Origin of the sequence: Kangiella taiwanensis (genome assembly GCF_020005165.1) — a bacterium.
Taxonomy (GTDB): Bacteria; Pseudomonadota; Gammaproteobacteria; order Enterobacterales; family Kangiellaceae; genus Kangiella; species Kangiella taiwanensis.
Genome location: NZ_JAHCLT010000003.1, coordinates 502600 through 524386, shown reverse-complemented (window position 1 = coordinate 524386; position 21787 = coordinate 502600). Strand labels below are relative to the sequence as shown.

The following is a 21787-nucleotide window of genomic DNA, read 5'->3' as shown; positions in this document are numbered from 1 at the left end:
TTTAATACGAACTTGTGTAGACTCAATAATTATGTGAATACAACTCTTCAGTTTGTTGTTCGATACTATAACGAAAACGTTGGGATTCAATGAGCACACAAGTTTTACTGAATTTAGTTCATCCAATTTTTGAGAAGTCTTGGGCCAACCAAGCAATGCTTGAGGCTATAAAAGATCTGGATTACGTTAAAGTCAACGATCTGTATGAAGAGTATCCAGACTATTTCGTCGATATTAAACGTGAACAAAAGCTTTTATTAGAGCATTCTTTGGTGATTTTCCAGCACCCATTCTATTGGTATAGCTCACCCTCATTACTTAAAGAGTGGCAGGATTTAGTCCTCGCTGAAGGTTTTGCTTATGGGGAAGGTGGTTATCAACTTGCGGGGCGTCACTGGCTTAATGCAATTACGGCAGGAGCAGCAAAGGAGAGTTATACACCGCATGGTTTTAATAATTTCTCTACCACTGAACTTCTGAGACCCTTTGAACAAACCGCTGATTTCTGCGGTATGAACTTTGTCGAACCATTTATCATGTATGAGGCTGAAACTATCAGTCACAGTGCTGTAGAAAAAGAAGCCCAGCGCTACCGTGATTATGTTGACTCTGTTGTGCAGTCGCTTGGTTTACTCGAAGTCGAGCAAGACGACCAGGATAAGGAGGCTTAGCATGGAAGAAGCGGGGTTTCTCTATCAAGCTTTCGTCTTTTTACTAGCAGCCGTTGTTGGTGTTCCAATCGCTAAGCAGTTGGGCTTGGGCTCGGTTTTAGGGTATTTAATTGCGGGCATTATCATTGGTCCTTTTGCTCTGGGGTTGGTTGGCCAAGACGTTACTGACATCATGCATTTCGCTGAATTCGGTGTGGTTATGATGTTATTTTTGATTGGCCTCGAACTTCAGCCTAAAAAGCTGTGGAATATGCGAATGCCTATTCTGGGCTTAGGTGGTTTGCAAGTCGTTATTACCATGATTTTACTAACGCTATTGGCCTTGGCGTTTGATTTGCATTGGAAAATGGCTTTGGCTATCGGCATGATTCTAGCTTTGTCTTCAACCGCCATCGTATTACAAACCTTGTCAGAAAAGGATTTGCTCAGAACGGATGCTGGAAAATCCGCATTCTCGGTGCTGTTGTTTCAAGATATCGCCGTGATCCCAATGTTAACGCTATTGCCTTTATTGGCAACGCTTCCGGTGGAGAGCTCACAGTCCGTTGGGCACACTGAACTCGAAGCATGGCAACAGGCGGCATTGGTTTTCGCCGTCATCAGTGGAATTATTCTAATTGGACGTTACCTCGTGCGCCCAATCTTTAACTGGATTGCCCGAACGGGTCTTCGTGAAATTTTTATCGCGACGTCACTGCTACTGGTTTTGAGTATTACCATAGCTATGCAAAAAGTCGGCTTATCGCCTGCGTTGGGCGCTTTTTTAGCGGGTGTGGTCTTAGCTGAAAGTGAGTACCGCCATGAGCTTGAGGTCGGGCTGGTAACGTTTAAAAGTTTACTTTTAGGGCTGTTTTTTATCACGGTAGGTGCCAGTATTAATTTGGAAGTATTGATGCAGTCGCCGTGGTTGATTTTGTTCTTACTGGTGGCTTTAATTGCGATAAAAATCATTGTCTTGATGATTTTGGCGAAGCAATTCAAGATGTCTCTCATTGAGAACATGCTGTTTTCTTTTGCGCTAGCACAAGGCGGTGAGTTCGCTTTTGTATTGTTTAGCTTTGCTTCTCAGAATGGAGTGTTGAGTAACGACATTATTTCTTTATTAACGGTTGTGGTTGCTCTCTCAATGGCTCTGACGCCTGTGTTGCTGATTGTTTGTGAAAAGCTGATCATTCCTCGTCTATCGTTTGGTAAAGAGCGCCGAGAGTTCGACAAAGTGGATGACGGTGAAACTCCAGTGATCGTTGCAGGCTATGGTCGTTTTGGTCAGATTGTATCGCGCATTTTGCGTTCTCAAGGCTTCGATACGACGTTATTGGAGTACGATGCTGTGCAAATTGATCTAGTTAAAAAGTTTGGCACTAAAGCCTACTATGGTGACGTGACTAACGAAGAAGTCTTACGAGCCGCTGGTGCAGATGATGCCAAGATGATGGTCATCGCTGTGGGTAATCAAGAGAAAACTTTGAAAGTGATTGATCTGTGCCACAAACATTTCCCTCACTTAAAAATTTATTCGCGAGCTAAAGGTCGCCGTGAAGCTTATGAACAAAAGCGTGCTGGCGCTGACTTTGTGATGCGGGAAACATTGGGTTCGGCTGTGATTTTAGGACGAGAAGCGTTGATGGGGCTTGGCTATCGAAAGTATCAAGCTCACCGTACTGCTACAGCGTTTTATCATTATGACTCGCAGCACCTAGAAGAACTGGCCGAGTTGTGGGGCGACAAGCAGTACGTGATTAAGGCTGCTGAGCGAGCTGAAATGCTGGAAGCGGTATTAAAAGCCGATCAGAGAGATTCCAAGGCAATGCGCCGAGCTTGGAATACGCCAGTATCGCTTGAAGAGGAAGAAAACGACGAGAAAGAAGATGTGCGAGAAGGTTCTTCTAGCGCAATCACTAACAAAGAGAGCTCATAGTTTTGACGTTACCAGATATTGGCTATTTAGAGCTTGTAGTAACTTGTTTGCCGGTAATTTTAGTCGCCATTATTTTTTACCGCTGGAAAGCCAATAGCAAGGAACTGATCATCGCCACTCTGCGCATGATTGGGCAATTAATTGCGATTGGTTTTGTTCTAGTATACTTATTTAAAGAAACATCCAGTTGGTTAGGCCTGTTAGTCATGACCGTTATGTTGGTGGCTGCTGGTTGGATTGCGATGCGTCCGCTGAAGGATAAAAGCTGGCACCATATCGGCCAACTTGCTTTATCCCTATTAATAGGCTGCGGATCGATATTAGCGATTATCATTGTTTTCGTACTAGATTTATCACCTTGGTACCAACCTCGGTTTGTGATTCCTTTAGCTGGAATGCTCCTAGCCAATACCATGAATAGCTTGAGTTTGTCAGGTGAGCGTTTCGAGACTGAGGTGAGTAGTGGCTCTGATGGTGAAGCTGCGAGAAACAAAGCATTTTACACGGCCATGATCCCACAAATTAACGGTTTGTTTGCTGTCGGTCTAGTGGCGCTACCAGGCATGATGACGGGGCAAATATTATCAGGCGTTAGTCCTTTAGTCGCGGTGCGCTATCAAATTGTGATTATGATTGCGATTTTGTGTTCTTCGGCATTTTCAACCGCTTGGTATTTACTGTCGCGATATAAACAAAGCTTAGCTTTAAAGAGCTAAGCTACTCGTAGTGGAGATATCCGGCTGAGCAATGTTTTCGGCAGTGGCGACGGGCGGTTAAGCATGGCACTTACGATGACGTCGGCGCATAATATTGAAAAGCACAGCCCACGAGCCCCAAATCCATAGTTCAGCCACAGCGTTTGTTCACCTGCCTGTTCGAAGTACCCACAAAACGGAAAGCGATCATAGCTGGTCGCCCGTATGCCAGGATGTTCCGCAGCAATATCTTTCTCCGTAAATTCAAACCCAAAGCGTTGATTCACTTTTTGAATATTGTGTCGTGAGTTTTCTCGTTGGATAGAATCGTCGTCACTCGTTTCAAAAGTTGCTCCGATGACGAGCTGGTTATTATAGTGAGCAATATGCCCATCATGGTTGATTGGAGTGCGGTGGTGGATTGGGTTCTTTAACGTCGTTAGTTGGCCACGCATAGGCGCTGTGTGTGGCAGAGATCTTGTATTAACTGAAAAGTGAGCACTTTGATAACCGTTAGCGATAATAACATGATCGAAGTCACTTAAAGAGTCAAGGCTTTCGACTTCTGTGTTGAGGTGTAACTGATCTTTAGGAAGCTCTTGGACGAGCTGCTGGCAAAAGGCTTTACCGTTTACTTGAAGGGCAGGAACCTTGAGTCCTGTAATGTCAGTGTCACCAACTGTGAGTGACTCAAACTGGAACCATGCTTCGTCTTGCTCCCACGTTTGTGCCGAATAAACCTCTTGATACTGTTCGAGGTGATGTTGGGAGTACTTTTGGTTATGAAGCTGATGAGCTAGTTCGCTATAAGTTAGCTCATGATACTGGCTTAGATAGTTTTTTAAGTGCTGAAACCCATGAAATGTTAGTTGGCTGTAAGCGTTATGATCAATGGACATAACGGGCAACGCGACCAGCGATGGCATATTAGAGGCGCCAGCGCATACACCTTTGCTGTCGAAAAGGTGTGCCTCTATACCTTCTTGGTGTAGCTTGTGCGCTAACGAGCAGCCAGACAACCCTGCGCCTATGATCGCAACTTTTGTGGGGTGCTTTCGTGGTTTGATGTAGTCGCTGGCTAAAGTGGGTTTGGGTGTCGAGAGCTCTTTGTCAGTAAAGCGAGCGGTTAACATTTCGCGTTTACGACCAAACCCGGGACGTTTCTGAATCTCAAACCCATAATGCGGGAGAGGTTTTCTCAATGCTGCAGCTACGGTAAACGTTGATAAAGTCGTGTCTCTATCACTGTGCAGCGCCATAAAATGCAGCAGCCCTTTGACCCACATATCAGGGTTTTTGCTCGGTGCGAAGCCATCTAAGAACCAGGCATTAAAACTAAAGTTGTCCGGCAGTGCTAGTTCTTTGAGCGCTTTGTCTAACGCGTAAAACACTAAGTGGAGTGTGATGTTGTCGCCTATTTGAACTTTATGAACACCGGGAAGTGCATCCGGGTAATGCCTTATAACTGACTGAGAAACGTCTGATTCCACCCCTAGAACCCTATAAATTTGCTTTAGGTCATTGGGGTTAATGGGGAATTGTTCGACCGACCAGTAGTGGAGGTGAGCCTGTGAATCCTTCGAAACGGTTTGCTGCCAAAGTTGGGCTGTCAGTAAAAAGTTTAAACCCGTGCCGAACCCTGTTTCAAAGATATTGAAATCAATATGTTTAGAATCTTGTTCAATGCGACTAAAACGTTGCTTGAGGTCGTTACCCTCAAGAAAAACATGGGTGCTTTCAGCTATGCCGTCTTGAGGGTTGAAGTAGATATCATCGAATGCTGGGGAGTAGGGTGCTATTTGGCTAGTTTTCGACTGAAGCTGTTCTTTTGGGGCCTCCAGCCATTGATGCTTTTCTGAGTCGTATTGACGCCACTCGATAACAGCGGGTTTTACGCCCAGAAAAGCATTATGCATAGGAGGTTATTTCTTTTCGATAAGCGTTAGGAACTCGTTACGCGTATTTTGTGAAGAGCGGAACTGACCGAGCATAGTAGAACTGGTCATTACCGAGTTTTGTTTCTCTACGCCGCGCATCATCATGCACATATGCTTCGCTTCAATAATCACGCCAACGCCCGCAGCGCCAGTCACGTCCTGAATCGCTTCAGCAATTTGTTTGGTTAAGTTTTCCTGAATTTGCAAACGGCGCGCAAACATGTCAACAATGCGAGCAATTTTCGATAAGCCGATCACTTTACCCGTCGGCAAATAACCAACGTGCGCTTTACCGATAAATGGCAACATGTGATGTTCGCACATAGAGTAAAGCTCGATATCCTTGACGATTACCATCGAGTCGTTATCGGAATCGAATATCGCACCATTGACCACGGTATTTAGGTCTTGCTCATAACCCTGAGTCAAAAACTGCATCGCTTTGGCGGCGCGTGTAGGCGTGTCTAGGATACCGTTGCGTGAAATATCTTCACCCAGCTCGACCAACACATCTTTGTATAAATTTGCTAACTTATCGGACATCTTGCCATTTCCCGTTTCAATTTCAGTCGTAATTCTAATGGATATCGCTACAATACCCAAATAATTATGCCAAATGTGTCAATACCCATGTGGAATATCGTCGCCGATGAAAATATGCCATTAGTCGAGGAGCTGTTTTCCAGCATTAACGGCAAGCCCGCTCAGATCCAGCGATTAGCAGGGCGTAGCATCACCTCAAGCGATCTCAAAAACACGGATATTTTGTTAGTGCGGTCAATTTCTCAGGTTAATGAAGAGTTGCTCGCAGACTCAAAAGTACAGTTTGTTGGCAGCGCGACTATTGGTACGGATCACGTTGATTTAGATTACCTAGAGAAACAAGGCATTGCATTTTCCAATGCTCCAGGCTGCAACGCACAAGGTGTGGCTGAATATGTGTTAACCAGTATTGCTTATTGGGCAGAACAGCGAGGTGTGGATCTAAACATCATTACAGTTGGTATTATTGGCGCTGGAAATGTCGGCAGTCGTGTCGCTAAAGTCTTTGATAGTCTTGGTATTGATTATGTACTTAATGATCCGCCATTAGCTGCAAAGGGCGACACTAGAAACTTTGTAAACCTCCAACAAATACAACAATGTGATGTAGTGACGTGCCACGTACCTTTTGAAAAAGAAGGACAGTTCGCGACTTATCACTTGGTCGATGATGCTTTTCTAGAAGGGATGTCTGAGCAAAGCTTGTTGATCAACAGTTCTAGAGGAGCTGTGGTCGATAACACTGCTGCGCTTGAGATTAAGCGCGCAGGTAAAGCGATTGATTATATTCTCGACGTCTGGGAAGGAGAGCCTGACGTAAACCTTGAGCTACTCGAGCAAACCTTAATTGCCACACCACATATTGCTGGGTATTCGCAAGAAGGCAAAATCCGCGGTACGTATCAGTTGTACCAAGCTTTTAATCAATGGAAAGGGCTAGAAAGCGACATTCTGATTAACGAGTTACTGCCTGAGGCACCGAAATGGCAATGGAGTGGCTCGCTAGAAGCCTTATATCAAAGCCTTAAACCCTATTACGATATTGAGGCCGATGACCAGCGTATGCGCCAAGTTAAGGACGAGATCCCTCAAAAATTTGATTTTTTGCGCAAAACCTACCCGCAACGCCTTGAATTTCTTGATACGCTATAACTTATGAATCCGTTAAATTATATTTTAAAAGCAAAAATCCAACGCGGTTGGAAAATTGTTATTTTCAGCTTTATTCTCGCCGCTTTTATTGGTTTACCGCTTATGTTTCTCGCTTCGTTTATTGCCGCGGGTGCTTTACAAACCACTTTAGGATTAGTTTCGATATTTGTGGTTGTAGTTGGGTTGGTGAGTATGATGGGTGGTTTTTTTATTGTTTTGTTTGATTTGTATCAGAGTTAGGCTTGTAGTTATATAATTTACCCTTTTCTTTGCTTGTCCAAAGAAAAGGGCGAAAAGAAAAGACACCCCAAACATTAGACCTAAAGGCTGCCCTCGTAATTTAAAAATTATAACGTGCCATCAAACGAAACTTCCTGTTTCGTTTTGATTAAATTAGGCTATCCCTGCCTAATTTACACTATAATTTTAAATCACATCGGCTAATGTTTATGGGTAATTGGTGTAGCCTGTTAGTCCAATATTTTGTCATCCCGCGGCTTGACCGCGGGATCCAGTGTCTTTTAGGTGTTTAAAACATTAATGGGATAGTTAGAAAAAAGGATAATATAATTAGGAGAATGACAAACCCAATCCACTGACTGGCTAAACTGTTTTGCTCAATATCTGGGAGTAATTTTTTGCAGAGCCAGTTGCCAATAAATTTGGGGCAGTCCACAAAAATGGCGTGAATGAGATCAATCATCCGTTCGCTTCATACCACCAAATTTTTTCTTTGGCTTAGTTCCTGTGCTTGATGATTTTTTGTCTTGTTTCTTGTCTTGCTTTTTAGCCAGGCGTTTTTTGTCGCGGGCGGTCATGCCTTTTTTGCCAGCGGGTTTGCGTTTTTTGGTGCCGGCTGCTTTGCCACTTTTTTTGAGTTTTTGTGGGCCTTGGTATTTGGCGACGAGGTTTTTGACGGTTTTGATGTCGAATCGTGCGCCGAGTTTGGTTTGAATGGTAACCATGAGGTTCCAGTCTTTGTGGGTTATCAAGGATATGGCGGCGCCTTCTGCGCCTGCGCGTCCGGTACGCCCGATACGGTGGATATAGTCTTCGAGGTTTTGTGCCATGTCGAAGTTGATGACGAGGTCGACGTCTTTGACATCGAGACCACGTGCAGCAACATCTGAGGCAATCAGTACGTCGAACTTTCCATCACGGAACTGCACCATGATGTGGTTTCTTGTGTCTTGCTTGATATCGCCGTGAATATGACCAACACGCAGTTTATGGTAACGGAGGAGTCCGCTGAGGCGCTCAACCTGAGTTTTGGTATTACAGAAAACCACGGCTTTACGGTATTTTTCGTTTTGCAGTAATTGGCCAGTGAGTTTTTCTTTGTGCTCTAAATTATCCGCCGTGATGATCGATTGATGGATATTGGCCTGCGCATCTTCGTAAGTGTTGAGCGTGATAGTTTCTGGGTTTTTGAGCAGAGTTTTGGTGATATGGCGAATCCCAGCGCCTTGCAAAGTTGCTGAGAACAACAAGCTTTGGCGATCTTGAGAGCAATAGTTGGCGATGGCAATAACATCGTCACTGAAACCCATATCCAGCATTTTATCTGCTTCATCCAACACTAAAAACTCTAAATCATCGAAGTCTGTCGCGCCTTGCTGGCTGTGATCCAGAATACGTCCCGGCGTACCGATAATAATTTCAGGGTTTTTGCGCATGGCCGCTCGTTGGACTTTAAATTCTTCGCCACCAGTGATTAATCCCGCTTGGATACCGGTGAACTTAGCCAAGTCCATGGTTTGTTTATGGATTTGACGTGCCAGTTCGCGCGTTGGCGCTAAAATTAAAACCCGTGTTCCTGAGTTTGGCGTTTTTTTAGCGAGTAACCGTTCCAGAATGGGCAAAACAAAGGCCGCTGTTTTACCAGAACCGGTTTCAGCGCTAGCCATCACATCCAAGCCGTCCAACACCGCAGGAATAGCCTCTTGTTGAATATCGGTAGGTTCGGTGATACTCAGCTTATCGAGAGCTTTGGTGAGTTTTGGGTTTAATTCTTGGAAGATGCTCATGTGCTTTGGGGTTCTCTACTCAATGTGAACGGCGAATCTGTGGGCAATTCTACCACTAACTCCAAGTGACTGTTACTCTTTCGGGCTATTCATACCGCTATTTCTTAAGCAAAGGCCGTAACATTCCCTCAAGCCCGTTAAGCTTCACTTCGTACATCAGCGCTAGCTGCTGGCCGAGTTTGCCTTCTGGGAAGCCGTTTTTGTGAAACCATACGAGGTAGGGCTCAGGCAGCTCAAGAAGCTTGCGGCCTTTATACTTACCAAAGGGCATGGTTTGGTTGATGGATTCGAGAAGGAGTTCTTGGTTCATGCTATTTAAGCCCCAGTCTTCTTTGCATTTACTGCTGATATCTTTATTATGCTATTAACTCAAATTATAACTGACAAGGCTTGTATCATGAAAAAGACCTTAATTGCTACTTTGATGGCGTCTTCTTTATTGGGGCTTGCTGCGTGCAGTAGCGTACCTTTCATGGATGAAGATGCTCCAGAGCCGGATTATGCGGCTCAAGCAGAAACTATTAGTAAAAAGTATATTATTGCCGACTTGCATATTGACGTGCCACATCGTTTGCATGATTCGAATGAAGACATCAGTGAAGCGACTGATGGTGGGGACTTTGACTATCCGCGTGCGGTTAAAGGTGGTTTAGACGCTCCGTTTATGTCGATTTATATTCCTGCGAACTTGGAGTTTGAGGCGGAAGGCGAGAGCTATAAGTTAGCGAACGAACTGATTGATAATGTTGAAGCCATTGTTGCGAACAACCCAGATAAGTTTGCGTTAGCAACGAGCCCTGCTGAGGTTCGTGAGAACCACAAAAAAGGACTGATTTCTCTGCCAATGGGTATGGAGAACGGTTCTCCAATCGAAGGTAAGCTGGATAATGTTCAGTACTTTTATGACCGTGGTATTCGCTATATCACTTTAGCTCATTCACGCAGTAACCATTTATCCGACTCGTCCTATGACGAAGCGCGCCCTAACGGTGGCTTAAGTGACTTTGGTAAAGACGTCGTTCGTGAAATGAATCGTCTTGGCATTATGGTGGATGTGTCGCACCTTTCAGACGAAGCGTTTTATGATGTCATGGAAGTGTCGAGTGCCCCTGTTATCGCCAGTCACTCATCTGCGCGAGACTTTACGCCAGGCTTTGAGCGTAATATGAACGATGACATGATCGAAGCAATGGCTGAGAAGGGTGGTGTTATTTTCATCAACTTTGGCTCAACCTTTATTTCACAGGACTCGATTGATAACAATAATGCCTATAAAGAAGCGGTGAAAAATTATATCGACTCGAATAACTTAGACCCTGAGGCAGATGCTGCATCAATTGAAAGTTTTAGAAAAAGCTACCGTCAGAGAAACCCTTTTGAATTTGCTGATCGTGAAGATGTGCTTGACCACATTGAGCATGTTATCGATTTAGTGGGCGTTGATTATGTTGGTCTGGGTTCGGATTATGACGGTGTGGGCGACAGCTTGCCGACGGGCTTAAAAGACGTATCAACGTATCCTAACTTGATTAAAGGTTTGCTAGAGAGAGGTTATTCGGAGCAAGATATTGCAAAAATGTTATCGGGTAACCTGATGCGAGTTTGGACCGAGGTTGAACGACGCGCAGCACAGTAAAACTACCGCGGCTCAATCATTAGCAAGAGTTTACTAACCAAAAAGAGGAAAAAAGATGAATAAGAAAATCATTGGAATTGTACTACTGGCAGTTGGTATCGCTGTATTTTTCTGGGGCTATAATATGACTCAGTCAGTAGGTGAGGAAATGAAGGAAGCTTTTACGGGTTCTTTCTCAGATAAAGCCACATGGTTAATGATTGGTGGTGGCGCAGTTGGCCTTATCGGCTTATTGCAGCTGGTCATTGGTAAGAAGTAATTTGCCAAAAAAGCCCGCATTTGCGGGCTTTTGACTTCCTAGTTACCTATTTAAATTTCGACTCTAAATTTTTTACCTGGATGTTGAGTACGCTATCCACGGCCTTGGCCATCATTTCAGACTCTTCGCCAACAAAGCCTTTGACTAAGTAGGTCATGGTTAAAGTTGTCAGCCCTGTAGTTTTTTCTTCGAAGCTCCAAGACATGTGACCATACACCCCCATGCTTTGTAATGGACCTAATCCACCAACCATCTGTACATTTTTGTTGGGCATGACCATGCTAACCGTCATGTGCAGAGCTTCTTTGTCGCCATTAACTTCACAAAAGCAGCCATTGGCTTTTGGTTCGATATACATTTTAGAGGCATCACCAAACCACGTATGACTGGATTCCCACCAGTCGCCGATATTGATAAATTGCTGATAAACTTCGTCGGCCGGTGCTTTAATCATGGTTTCGATTTTAACTGAAAAGTGCTGCTTGCTTTGAGCGCTGACAATGGCGTTGGCATTATGGCTCGCTAGTAGAGTAAGTACACCGAGCACTGTCATAATTAATCGTTTCATTCGATCTCCTTAAAAATACTTCTTTTTTGTATTGCTAACTTTCACTTTTGAGTAATTTAACCAGTTCTTGTGAGGCGTTGGAAAGGGTTTTATTAGTTCGATAGATAATACCCATATCACGATCAGATAGATACTGCTCAGAGGATAAGCTAGTAAGCGGCGGACTTAAGAGCCTTGTAGGCAGTAACGTCCAGCCCATTTTGCAGGCAACAAGTTTCGCAATCACTTCTAAATAATTAGCCGTTTTAACTTTACCCAGAGTGACGCCGGCATTTTCGAGCTGAACTTCAAAGAGTTCGCGAGGGAAGGTGTGGGCCGGAGGCAATATACAAGGGTAGTGTTCTAGTTGTTTCAAAGGTTCACTTTCTTGAGCTAACGCATAGTCTTGGTGGCAAACAATGGCTAAGTGCTCTTTCCAGATGAGCTCATGCACAAGGCGTGGGTCTTTTTGTTGTGGAAATGTTAACAGGGCTAACTCGAGATCACCGCTCAATACACGCTCGTAGGCGAGTTCAGAGTCAATAAACTCGATGTTAACGTCAACTTGGTTAAAGGTATCGACGTACTGCTCTAAGTAATTCGGGAGTAGATGAAGGCCGATGTAGTGGCTGGTGCCGATATGCAGCTGACCGCTGACTTTGCCGCTAAGATCACGGATGTTCTGCACCGCGTCTTCAATATCGCCAATAATTTGCGGGGCTTGTTGTTGCAGTAGTTGGCCAGCCTCTGTAACCACTACATGGTTGCCCACGCGGTCAAACAGTTGACTGTCGACCATAGCTTCTAAGCGCTTGATGCGTTTGCTTAGGGCAGGTTGCGTCAACTGTAACTCCTTCGCTGCAAGAGTAAAGGATTTAAGCCGAGCGACGGTCAAAAAAGTTTTGAGTAGATCGATATCCATGATGAGTCTTTTAAGCGGTCATTCCTGGTCGTTATGGGTTTTATAAAAATAATGAATTGGAGTTATTCTACAAGAAGGACTACACTTGTTCCACTTTGCTGCGAATGTGCGGCTATTTTATTACGTGAAGAGACCAAATGAGGCACAGTTAATGGCTGGAAAAACGCTTTACGACAAGCTTTGGGAAGACCATCTTGTCGCAGAAAATGATGATGGGTCAGCATTGATCTATATCGACCGTCAATTATTACATGAAGTAACATCACCGCAAGCATTCGAAGGATTGCGTATTGCTGGCCGTAAGCCGCGTCGCTTAGAAGCAAACCTAGCAACGCCGGATCATAACGTCCCAACAACTGACCGTACTAACGGTATCGCAGATCCTGTATCACGTATTCAGGTGCAAACCTTGGATGATAACTGTGATACTTATGGTGTGACAGAGTTTAAGATGGACGATATTCGTCAAGGCATCGTACACATCGTTGGCCCTGAGCAAGGCTATACGCTTCCGGGCTTGACCATGGTCTGTGGTGATTCGCACACAGCAACGCACGGCGCGTTTGGCGCGATGGCGTTTGGTGTGGGCACGTCAGAAGTTGAGCACGTTTTAGCGACTCAATGCTTACGCCAGAAGAAGATGAAGAATATGCTGGTTCGCGTTGATGGCGAGCTGGGCACAGGCGTTACAGCGAAAGACGTGGTTTTAGCGGTCATCGGTGAAATCGGTACGGCTGGTGGTAATGGTCACGCCATTGAATTTGCTGGTTCGGCTATCGAAAGCTTATCGATGGAAGGGCGCATGACGATTTGTAACATGGCAATCGAAGCGGGCGCTCGCGTTGGCTTGGTGGCTGTGGATGACAAGACTATAGAGTACGTCAAAGGCCGTCCTTTTGCGCCAAAAGGTGAGCAGTGGGACATGGCTGTTGAAGCATGGAAAGACTTGCACAGCGATGCTGATGCAGAGTTTGACCGAGTGGTTGAGTTGAAGGCTGAAGACATTATTCCTCAAGTCACTTGGGGCACCTCGCCAGAAATGGTGAAGCCTGTGAATGGCAATATTCCTAACCCTGAAAAAGAATCCAACCCTGTTAAAAAAGAGGGTATTGAGCGCGCACTTCAGTACATGGATCTAAAAGCGGACACGCCGATTACGTCAATTCCATTGGACAAAGTCTTCATTGGCTCTTGTACCAACGCTCGCATTGAAGATCTTCGTGAAGCTGCGGCGGTTGCAAAAGGTCGTAAAGTCTCACCAAGTATTAAGCAGGCGATGGTGGTTCCAGGTTCTGGCTTGGTGAAAGAGCAAGCCGAAGCTGAAGGCTTACACACCATCTTTACTGAAGCGGGTTTCGAGTGGCGCGAGCCGGGTTGTTCGATGTGTCTAGCGATGAATGCTGACCGTCTAGAATCAGGCGAGCACTGTGCATCAACCTCAAACCGGAACTTCGAAGGTCGTCAAGGTCAAGGTGGTCGTACACACCTAGTCAGCCCAGCGATGGCGGCGGCAGCAGCGGTTCATGGTCACTTTGTTGACGTGCGTGAGCTGGAATTAGATAAAGAATTAGCAAAAGTTTCGGAGGTGCACTAATGGAAGCCTTTACGCAACACACAGGTTTAGTCGTGCCTTTAGATCGTTCGAATGTCGATACGGACGCGATTATTCCTAAGCAATTTTTGAAGTCGATTAAACGTACTGGATTTGGCCCGAACTTATTCGATGAGTGGCGTTATTTGGATCACGGTGAGCCAGGTATGGACAACTCAAAGCGTCCGCTCAACCCTGACTTCGTGATGAATAAAGAACGCTATCAAGGAGCTTCGATTCTTTTAGCCCGAGAAAACTTTGGTTGTGGCTCAAGCCGTGAGCACGCTCCATGGGCGCTAGAAGACTATGGTATCAAAGCGGTTATCGCACCGAGCTTTGCTGACATTTTCTTCAACAACTGCTTTAAGAACGGTATTTTGCCGATCATTCTTGATCACACAACTATGGACACTTTGTTTGAGCAGACTGAAGCGAATGAAGGTTTTAAGTTGGATATCGACCTTGATAAGCAAACCATTACTATGCCAAACGGTGATGTGATCAGCTTTGACGTTGAACCAGACCGTAAACACAGCTTGTATAACGGCTTGGACGATATTGGCATTACGTTGCAGCAAGAAGATGCGATTGCGGAATATGAAGCTGAACGCTCTAAAAGAGCTCCCTGGTTATTTAGTAGTTAATGGTATTTGTTCCTTTTCTTGCATGGCCAAGAAAAGGAACCAAAAGAAGGCCACCCCAATATTGAGGTCATTCAAAGAATGACTCCCAAAAGACTCTAAAGTCACTTAACGCACCGTGACATACGTTCCGTCCATGGCCCGTATGTCACTATTCAAAACGTCCTGTTTTGAATTGCTATGACTTGCGAGTCTTTTAGCTCAATATTACGGGGAGAATAGTTTCTTGAGACCCTGTGCTACAGGATTTGAAACAGAACAATTTATTAGGATTAAATATGACTAAAAAAGTATTGGTATTACCGGGTGACGGTATTGGCCCAGAGATTGTAGGCCAGGCGACACGTGTGTTGGATGCGTTAATTGAGAATCATGGCTTAGACGTGACGTATGAGTCGGCGTTGGTGGGTGGTTCGTCTTTTGATGCGCATGAAACACCGTTAACGGATGAAGTATTAGCTCAAGCGAAAGAGGCTGACGCGATTCTTTTGGGCGCTGTTGGCGGTCCTAAGTGGGAACAGTACGATATTTCAGTGCGTCCTGAGAAGGCGTTGTTGAAATTACGTTCTGAGTTGGAGTTGTTTGGTAACTTACGTCCAGCAATTCTGTATAAGCAACTTGCAGATGCTTCGAGCTTAAAGCCTGAGCTTGTGGCTGATCTTGATGTGTTAATAGTACGCGAACTAACTGGGGGTATTTACTTCGGTCAGCCGCGTGGTATTCGTACGCTTGAGAATGGTGAGCGCCAAGGTTTTAACACTTACGTTTACTCGGAAAGCGAAGTTGAGCGTATTGCTCACGTGGCGTTTAAAGCAGCGATGTTACGCGATAAGCGCGTATGCTCAGTGGATAAGGCGAACGTGCTTGAAGCGACTGAGTTGTGGCGTGAAGTGATGGATCGTGTGAGCAAAGAGTACCCAGAAGTTGAGTTGACCCACATGTACGTCGATAACGCAGCGATGCAGCTAGTGCGTGCGCCTAAGCAGTTCGACGTCATGGTCACGGGCAATATGTTCGGTGATATTTTGTCGGATTGTGCGGCGATGCTAACGGGCTCAATTGGTATGTTGCCGTCTGCTAGCTTGGACGCGAATGGTAAAGGTATGTACGAGCCGATTCACGGTTCAGCGCCTGATATCGCGGGTCAGAACAAAGCCAACCCATTGGCGACGATTTTGTCGGTATCAATGATGTTACGTCATAGCTTTGGCGAAGGTGCGATGGCTGACAAAATTGATCAAGCGGTTTCTACGGTGCTGGATCAAGGCTACCGCACTGGGGATATTCATACAGAAGGCGACAAGCTGGTCTCGACGGTTGAGATGGGCGACGCTGTACTGAAAGCATTAGCATAAGCTGAGCTTAGGTAAATATACGTAAAATCATTGGCATAAGGCGCTAAGCCCACTATAATTCAGGGCAAAGCAACTTATGCCAAGCCGTAGCTCAAATGTCTCAATCCAAAGACATACAATTCGATGGACTTTATGCCCATGAGCTAACGGTTTCTCGATCGGAGCAGATACTTCTTGAAGATGCTGATCTGCATCTAGCTCCATCAACAATTACTTATCTTTATGGCGAAAACGGCGCAGGCAAAACCAGCTTGATGCGCTGCCTCGCGGGCTTGTTGCCTTCAGACCAGGGTTCTATCTATTGGAATAAACAGCCAATTAATCATCCTGATTCAAGCTACTTTCAAGATCTCATCTTCTTAGCACATAGTTTGTCGATGAAGAACGAGCTAACCATTGCCGAAAACCTATCTTTTTATGCTAACTTGCGCTTAAAAGGGGGTATCTCGCAGCAAAGTCTATCAAAACAGATTTCTGACGTGCTGTTGGAGTTAGGTATCGGAGGCCTTGAAAACCGTATGTTTGCGGAGTTGTCAGCAGGGCAGCAGCATAAAGTTGCGCTAGCTCGTTTAATACTAGAACCTGCGAAAATTTGGATACTGGACGAGCCTTTCGTTAACTTGGATCAAAAGACCCGCGGTTGGTTGGCAGCAAAAACCTTAGAGTTTAAGAATAATGGCGGGGTGGTGCTATTTACTTCGCATCACCACATTGATGAGTTACCTGTGGATCAAAAAGTTGGGGTAGAGCACGAATGATTCTGACTCTGCTCAAGCGTGAATTGAAAGTCGCTCGCCGCAATTGGATTGGGCTCGCGATACCGTTATTATTTTTTATTATTGTGGTTAGCCTGTTTCCTTTTGCAGTAAGTCCCGAGGCCCCGGTACTACAAAAGCTTGCCCCAGGCGTGATTTGGGTCGCTGCATTGTTAGCCATGTTATTGTCCCTAGAGCAGTTTTACCGCAGTGACTACCAAGATGGATCGTTGGAGCAGTTGCTTCTAATGAGCTCGCCAACCTCGGTTGCGTTGAGTAAGATTTTGGCTCACTGGCTGCTGACAGGGCTGCCTTTGGTCGTTTTGTCGCCATTGTTGGGTGTTTTGATGCAGATAAACCATGGCTTTGCACACGCCGATCACACATGGGTGCTGATGCTGACCTTGGTGCTGGGCACTCCGACCTTGTGCCTGCTGGGTGCCGTGGGTATGAGTCTAACTCTAGCAGCGAGTCGAAACGGTTTATTGGTCTCGATTTTAATTATTCCTTTGTACGTGCCGGTTTTGATTTTTGGGGCATCGACAGTTACAGCATCCTTAGAAAATATGCGTTATAATGGCGAACTCGCCATCTTGGGCGCTTTTTTATTGATAGCAATTGTTTTTGCGCCCTTCGCATCAGGCCGCGCACTTAAGATTTCAGTAGGTTAAACATTAATGGCAAAAGCTTGGCGCTGGTTTCACCAGCTGGGTTCTCCAAAATATTTATTCCAAAAAACAGGTCAATGGCTTCCATGGGTATGGGCGGCGACCTTGATTCTATTGGCCGTGGGTTTGTACTACTCACTGTGGGCATCGCCGATTGAAGTTCGTCAGGGGCAGGGGCATACAGTCCGCATCATGTACGTGCATGTACCAGCCGCCGCTTTATCTATGATCGCCTACATTGCAATGGCGATAGCGGCTACGGTAGGTTTAGTTTGGAAAATGAAGATGGCATTTGCCGTGGTGCGCTCTATTGCACCTGTTGGCGCTGCCATGACCTTTTTAGCGCTATTTACAGGCTCTGTATGGGGCAAGCCGACTTGGGGTACTTGGTGGGAGTGGGATGCTCGTATGACGTCTGAGCTTTTATTACTGTTCCTTTATCTTGGCTACATTGCTCTGCATGCTTCGTTCTCAGATCGCTCGAAAGCGGACAAAGCGGGAGCTATCCTGGCGATTGTTGGTGTGATTAATATTCCGATTATTTACTTCTCAGTGAAGTGGTGGAATACCTTGCACCAGGGCTACTCAGTGACAGAAAAAGGTGCGCTTGATCCTGCGTTCCAAACGCCGTTGTTTTTGATGTTAGGTGCCATCTATTTACTGTTCGCGGCTTTGGTCCTCATGCGCTTGCGCGCTGAAATTATTCTACGCAATCAAAAGTCACGTTGGGTCAAAGAGTGGGCGAGCGGTAGCGAGGTTAAGTCATGAGTAGTTGGCACGAATTTATTTTTATGGGTAAGCATGGTGCTTACGTTTGGTCGAGCTACATGATGAGCTTGATTGTATTAGTGGGCTTGTTTATTGGTTTTAGAATGATGCTGAAATCATTAAAAAAGCAGGTTCAAGCAGAGGCCGCTGCGCCTGAGTCGCAAAAGCCGAAAGCACGAAAGTTGAAAGTGTCTCAGCCTGATTAGGCCGTTGTTTGTATTTATTCAAAAAATTGTAGGTTTCATGAAAACACATCGTCGCAATAAATTACTCGCTATTATTGGTGGTTTATTATTACTGTCTGGCGCAGTTGCATTGATTTTGTATGCCTTGAGTTCAAACATTAATCATTTTTATCCACCAACAGAAGTTAGCCAAGGCAAAGCGCCGTTAGACAAAACCATCAGAGTAGGTGGGTTAGTCGCTTATAATTCGGTAAAGCGTGCTGCCGATGGACTTGATGTCGAGTTCACTGTAACAGACAACCAAAACTCGTTAACCGTGCAGTACCATGGTATTTTGCCTGATCTGTTTAAAGAGGGCCAAGGCGTGATCGCTGAAGGTCAGCTGGTTTCTAAGACAGAGTTTGTCGCATCGAAGGTCTTAGCCAAGCACGATGAAAAGTATATGCCACCAGAGGTTGAGCAGTCGCTGGAGAAATATGGCCACCCTGGTAAAAAGCAATCAACTGACTATTAGGTACGACTCTTGATTCCTGAACTCGGTAATTTTTTCTTAATCATGGCGTTTATTAACGCCATATTTTTAGGTGTTTTATCCTTCGTTGGCGCGCAAAAAGAACACAAAGGCTTGATGCGCTTTTCAAAGCGCGCATCCATCAGTAGTTTTGTTCTCATACTATTAAGCTACATTTGCTTGACGGTTTCGTTTATCACTAACGACTTTTCCGTCCAGTATGTGGCTAACCACTCCAATACTCAGTTACCAATTTATTACCGCATATCAGCAGTGTGGGGTGCGCATGAAGGTTCTTTGTTGCTGTGGGTGCTGATATTAACCGGCTGGATGGCTGCGGTTGCTCTATTTAGCAAGTCTCTGCCTAAGGTTCTTGTGACACGCGTCTTGGGTGTGATGGGTTTTATTGCCGTTGGTTTTATTGCTTTCACATTATTTACGTCAAACCCTTTTGAGCGGGTCTTTCCGTTTATCCCCATTGACGGCGCTGATCTAAATCCGTTATTGCAGGACTTTGGTCTAATCGTTCATCCGCCCATGCTCTATATGGGCTATGTAGGCTTTTCAGTGGTGTTCGCTTTTGCGATAGCGGGTTTATTGCAGGGTGATTTGGATCACCACTGGGCTCGCTGGAGTCGCCCTTGGACCACTGTAGCCTGGATCTTCATGTCGTTAGGCATCGCCCTAGGTAGTTGGTGGGCGTATTACGAACTCGGCTGGGGCGGCTGGTGGTTCTGGGATCCCGTTGAAAATGCATCCTTTATGCCTTGGCTCGCAGGTACTGCACTAATCCACTCCTTGGCGGCTACGGAAAAACGTGGCGTCTTTAAGTCTTGGACTGTCTTACTCGCTATTTTAACTTTCTCGTTGAGCTTGTTAGGAACCTTCTTAGTCCGCTCAGGTGTCCTGACCTCGGTGCATTCGTTTGCCAGTGACCCTGTTCGTGGACGTTTTATTTTAGTGTTCCTAGGCATTGTAGTAGGCGTTTCTTTACTGATTTACGCGATCCAATCCAGCAAAATACGATCTAAAGCCAACTTTGGATTATTCTCTCGTGAAACGGCTTTGTTGTTTAATAATGCGTTACTAGCGGTTGTCACTTTTATGGTCTTGTTGGGAACGCTTCACCCACTGATTCAGGAAGCTTTTACTGGCGGTAAGTCCTCCGTCGGCCCTCCGTATTTCAACTTGATGTTCTCTATCTTCATGATTCCGATCTTAATTTTGATGCCGATTGGGCAGCAAATTAATTGGAAACAGGAGCCAATTAAGCCTCTTCTAACCAAGTATTGGTTGTGGGCTATTAGCAGCATTATCGTCGGTCTAGCCATTGTCATTATCATGGGCGATTTACAACCTATGGCAATTGTCGGTACAACTTTAGGCCTTTGGGTGCTGGCTGGCTGCGCCAAATACGTATTGGCTCAGGCGTCAAAGAGTGACTCTTTTTCTGCTGGCTTGAAAAAAATCAGCCGCAGTTACTGGGGCATGTTAGTGGCGCACTTGGGTGTGGCTGTGACCGTATTAGGCGTTGTACTTACTTCATACTTCAGTATCGAAGAAAACATTAAAATTCGGCTGGGAGAAACGGTTGAGGTTGAAGATTTAAGTGTTGAGTTTTATGACTTTAAAAATACCGAAGGCCCTAACTACATCTCGTCGGGTGGTAGCTTTAAAGTGTCGTCAGACGGAGAGTTGATTACCAAGCTTCATCCTGAGAAACGTAAGTACAACGCGTCCAGAATGGTCATGACTGAAGCGGATATTGACGCCGGTTTATTTAGGGATATCTATATTGTAATGGGTGAGCCGCTAGATGATGGTGCTTGGGCCATCAGTGTGCATTATAAGCCTTTTGTACGATGGATTTGGTTAGGCACGATCTTTATGGCTTTAGGTGGCTTACTAGCGATTTCAGATAAACGTTATCGCCAAAGACGTCGCGAAAAGAAACAGGCAAAGAAAGATCAGGTGCAAAGCGCGGAGGTTTCTGGTGAATAAGAAGCTTGTTTTGGCCATTGCGCCTATTATCACTTTTATTATTTTAGTGTTCTTTTTTTGGTTTGCACTGGACAAGGATCCAACAAAGCTAAACTCTAACTTGATCGATAAACCAGTCCCTGAGTTTAAGTTGCCAGCCCTAGAGAACCCGGAAATTGTTTACACATCTGATTCGTTGCCGGATGAGCTGTTTCTGCTAAACGTCTGGGGGTCGTGGTGTGGTCCTTGCCATATCGAGCATCCATACTTAATGAAGTTTGCACAGCAGTATGAAGTACCCATCGTTGGCGTTAACTACAAAGATAAGACGTTGGATGGATTAGAGTTTATTGAATCAAAAGGTAATCCTTACTCGATGATCATCGCGGATCAAGAGGGGCAGTTTGGCATCGATCTCGGTGTTTATGGTGCTCCTGAGACGTTTATCGTTGATGCTGTAGGTAATATACGATTCCGGTACGTGGGAGTGATTGATGACCGAGTGTGGGAAACGAAAATTCAGCCGGCGGTTGAGGCTATTCAGGGCAAGCCATTAACGCAATTAGTCCAAGAGCAAACGCCTTAAATCAAATTAGGACATATGATGATGAAAACACTATTCACAGCTTTGATCGTAATGATGAGCTTTCAGTTACAAGCCGTCATAGAAACCTACGAGTTTGAAACGCCAGAACAAGAGCAACTTTACACTGAAATCATTAATGAGCTCCGCTGTCCAAAATGTCAGAATCAGACAATCGCTGAATCAAATGCGGGTTTGTCGGAAGACTTGCGCTATATCGTGTATCAAAAAGTTAGTCAGAACCAAACAAAGCGTGAAATTTTAGCTTATATGCAAGAGCGTTACGGCGACTTTGTTTTATATGATCCGCCTGTTAAACCGTCTAACTACTTTCTATGGTTTGCCCCTATTATTGTGTTCTTGATCATTCTAGCTGCTGTATTGACAAAAGTAGGGCGTCGCAGAGTTAAGGGCGAGCAATCTGAGTCTGGAGAAGAGTAACG

24 protein-coding genes are annotated in these 21787 nt (G+C 45.2%); 18 read left to right on the top strand and 6 right to left on the bottom strand.

Annotated features, from left to right (window positions below; all coding sequences use genetic code 11):
- Positions 1-89: 89 nt before the first annotated feature.
- The 3 genes from KFK88_RS11550 to KFK88_RS11540 are packed head-to-tail and all read left to right on the top strand — an operon-like array spanning position 90 to position 3305.
- Positions 90-671 (top strand): NAD(P)H-dependent oxidoreductase, encoded by a 582-nt coding sequence (locus tag KFK88_RS11550; RefSeq protein WP_223579866.1) that lies wholly within the window; start codon positions 90-92, stop codon positions 669-671.
- Position 672: 1 nt separating this feature from the next.
- Entirely contained in the window at positions 673-2589 is a 1917-nt protein-coding gene (locus KFK88_RS11545) for a monovalent cation:proton antiporter-2 (CPA2) family protein (RefSeq protein WP_223579863.1), read from the top strand.
- Positions 2590-2591: 2 nt separating this feature from the next.
- The gene (locus KFK88_RS11540; RefSeq protein ID WP_223579860.1) at positions 2592-3305 is read left to right on the top strand and encodes an ABC transporter permease; all 714 of its coding nucleotides are present in this window, start codon (positions 2592-2594) and stop codon (positions 3303-3305) included.
- On the opposite strand, the gene mnmD is transcribed toward KFK88_RS11540, so the two are convergent.
- Entirely contained in the window at positions 3302-5200 is a 1899-nt protein-coding gene (gene mnmD / locus KFK88_RS11535; RefSeq protein ID WP_223579857.1) for a tRNA (5-methylaminomethyl-2-thiouridine)(34)-methyltransferase MnmD, read from the bottom strand. The two genes, KFK88_RS11540 and mnmD, sit on opposite strands and share 4 nt — an antisense overlap.
- 6 nt (positions 5201-5206) lie before the next feature.
- A complete protein-coding gene (gene folE, locus KFK88_RS11530) occupies positions 5207-5764 on the bottom strand; it encodes a GTP cyclohydrolase I FolE (RefSeq protein ID WP_223579854.1) in 558 nt (185 codons plus the stop codon).
- 87 nt (positions 5765-5851) lie between these two features.
- On the opposite strand from folE, the gene KFK88_RS11525 reads away from it, so the two are divergent.
- Both KFK88_RS11525 and KFK88_RS11520 read left to right on the top strand, forming a co-directional pair.
- Positions 5852-6916 carry a 4-phosphoerythronate dehydrogenase gene (locus KFK88_RS11525; protein WP_223579851.1) on the top strand — a complete coding sequence of 355 codons (1065 nt, stop codon included), beginning with the start codon at positions 5852-5854 and terminating at the stop codon, positions 6914-6916.
- 3 nt (positions 6917-6919) lie between these two features.
- Positions 6920-7156, top strand: coding sequence for a hypothetical protein (locus tag KFK88_RS11520; RefSeq protein WP_223579849.1), 237 nt, complete (start codon positions 6920-6922; stop codon positions 7154-7156).
- A 455-nt stretch (positions 7157-7611) separates the two neighbouring features.
- On the opposite strand, the gene KFK88_RS11515 is transcribed toward KFK88_RS11520, so the two are convergent.
- Positions 7612-8943: a DEAD/DEAH box helicase gene (locus KFK88_RS11515; protein ID WP_223579847.1), complete on the bottom strand. Its 1332-nt coding sequence runs from the start codon at positions 8941-8943 to the stop codon at positions 7612-7614.
- A gap of 97 nt (positions 8944-9040) precedes the next feature.
- On the bottom strand, positions 9041-9253 hold the full coding sequence (locus tag KFK88_RS11510) for a DUF3820 family protein (protein ID WP_223579845.1): 213 nt from the start codon (positions 9251-9253) through the stop codon (positions 9041-9043).
- An 87-nt stretch (positions 9254-9340) separates the two neighbouring features.
- Between KFK88_RS11510 and KFK88_RS11505 the strand changes: the two genes are divergently transcribed.
- A complete protein-coding gene (locus KFK88_RS11505; protein WP_223579843.1) occupies positions 9341-10579 on the top strand; it encodes a dipeptidase in 1239 nt (412 codons plus the stop codon).
- 55 nt (positions 10580-10634) lie between these two features.
- Positions 10635-10838, top strand: coding sequence for a DUF3185 family protein (locus KFK88_RS11500; RefSeq protein WP_223579841.1), 204 nt, complete (start codon positions 10635-10637; stop codon positions 10836-10838).
- 46 nt (positions 10839-10884) lie between these two features.
- On the opposite strand, the gene KFK88_RS11495 is transcribed toward KFK88_RS11500, so the two are convergent.
- Positions 10885-11406, bottom strand: a complete 522-nt coding sequence (locus KFK88_RS11495; protein WP_223579840.1) for an SRPBCC family protein — start codon at positions 11404-11406, stop codon at positions 10885-10887.
- Positions 11407-11440: 34 nt separating this feature from the next.
- Positions 11441-12307 (bottom strand): LysR family transcriptional regulator, encoded by an 867-nt coding sequence (locus KFK88_RS11490; RefSeq protein WP_223579837.1) that lies wholly within the window; start codon positions 12305-12307, stop codon positions 11441-11443.
- Between the two features lie 151 nt (positions 12308-12458).
- Here KFK88_RS11490 and leuC point away from each other — a divergent pair, with 151 nt between their 5' ends.
- The 11 genes from leuC to KFK88_RS11435 all read left to right on the top strand — a co-directional run bounded on the left by leuC (position 12459) and on the right by KFK88_RS11435 (position 21785).
- Positions 12459-13901 (top strand): 3-isopropylmalate dehydratase large subunit, encoded by a 1443-nt coding sequence (leuC, locus tag KFK88_RS11485; protein ID WP_223579834.1) that lies wholly within the window; start codon positions 12459-12461, stop codon positions 13899-13901.
- Complete coding sequence (leuD, locus tag KFK88_RS11480; protein WP_223579831.1) at positions 13901-14542, top strand: 3-isopropylmalate dehydratase small subunit; 642 nt, start codon at positions 13901-13903, stop codon at positions 14540-14542. Before leuC ends, leuD begins: the two co-directional genes overlap by 1 nt.
- 275 nt (positions 14543-14817) lie before the next feature.
- The gene (leuB, locus tag KFK88_RS11475) at positions 14818-15894 is read left to right on the top strand and encodes a 3-isopropylmalate dehydrogenase (protein WP_223579828.1); all 1077 of its coding nucleotides are present in this window, start codon (positions 14818-14820) and stop codon (positions 15892-15894) included.
- A 95-nt stretch (positions 15895-15989) separates the two neighbouring features.
- Positions 15990-16652, top strand: a complete 663-nt coding sequence (gene ccmA / locus KFK88_RS11470; RefSeq protein WP_223579825.1) for a heme ABC exporter ATP-binding protein CcmA — start codon at positions 15990-15992, stop codon at positions 16650-16652.
- Entirely contained in the window at positions 16649-17320 is a 672-nt protein-coding gene (gene ccmB, locus KFK88_RS11465; RefSeq protein ID WP_223579822.1) for a heme exporter protein CcmB, read from the top strand. Before ccmA ends, ccmB begins: the two co-directional genes overlap by 4 nt.
- Positions 17321-17326: 6 nt before the next feature.
- On the top strand, positions 17327-18085 hold the full coding sequence (ccmC, locus tag KFK88_RS11460) for a heme ABC transporter permease CcmC (RefSeq protein ID WP_223579819.1): 759 nt from the start codon (positions 17327-17329) through the stop codon (positions 18083-18085).
- Positions 18082-18291 (top strand): heme exporter protein CcmD, encoded by a 210-nt coding sequence (ccmD, locus tag KFK88_RS11455; protein WP_223579816.1) that lies wholly within the window; start codon positions 18082-18084, stop codon positions 18289-18291. Before ccmC ends, ccmD begins: the two co-directional genes overlap by 4 nt.
- A 37-nt stretch (positions 18292-18328) precedes the next feature.
- Positions 18329-18784: a cytochrome c maturation protein CcmE gene (gene ccmE, locus KFK88_RS11450; RefSeq protein WP_223579813.1), complete on the top strand. Its 456-nt coding sequence runs from the start codon at positions 18329-18331 to the stop codon at positions 18782-18784.
- 9 nt (positions 18785-18793) lie between these two features.
- Positions 18794-20782 (top strand): heme lyase CcmF/NrfE family subunit, encoded by a 1989-nt coding sequence (locus KFK88_RS11445; protein ID WP_223579810.1) that lies wholly within the window; start codon positions 18794-18796, stop codon positions 20780-20782.
- On the top strand, positions 20775-21347 hold the full coding sequence (locus tag KFK88_RS11440) for a DsbE family thiol:disulfide interchange protein (RefSeq protein WP_223579807.1): 573 nt from the start codon (positions 20775-20777) through the stop codon (positions 21345-21347). The genes KFK88_RS11445 and KFK88_RS11440 overlap by 8 nt, the downstream gene beginning before the upstream one ends.
- A gap of 18 nt (positions 21348-21365) precedes the next feature.
- On the top strand, positions 21366-21785 hold the full coding sequence (locus KFK88_RS11435) for a cytochrome c-type biogenesis protein (RefSeq protein WP_223579804.1): 420 nt from the start codon (positions 21366-21368) through the stop codon (positions 21783-21785).
- The last annotated feature ends 2 nt before the right edge of the window (positions 21786-21787 follow it).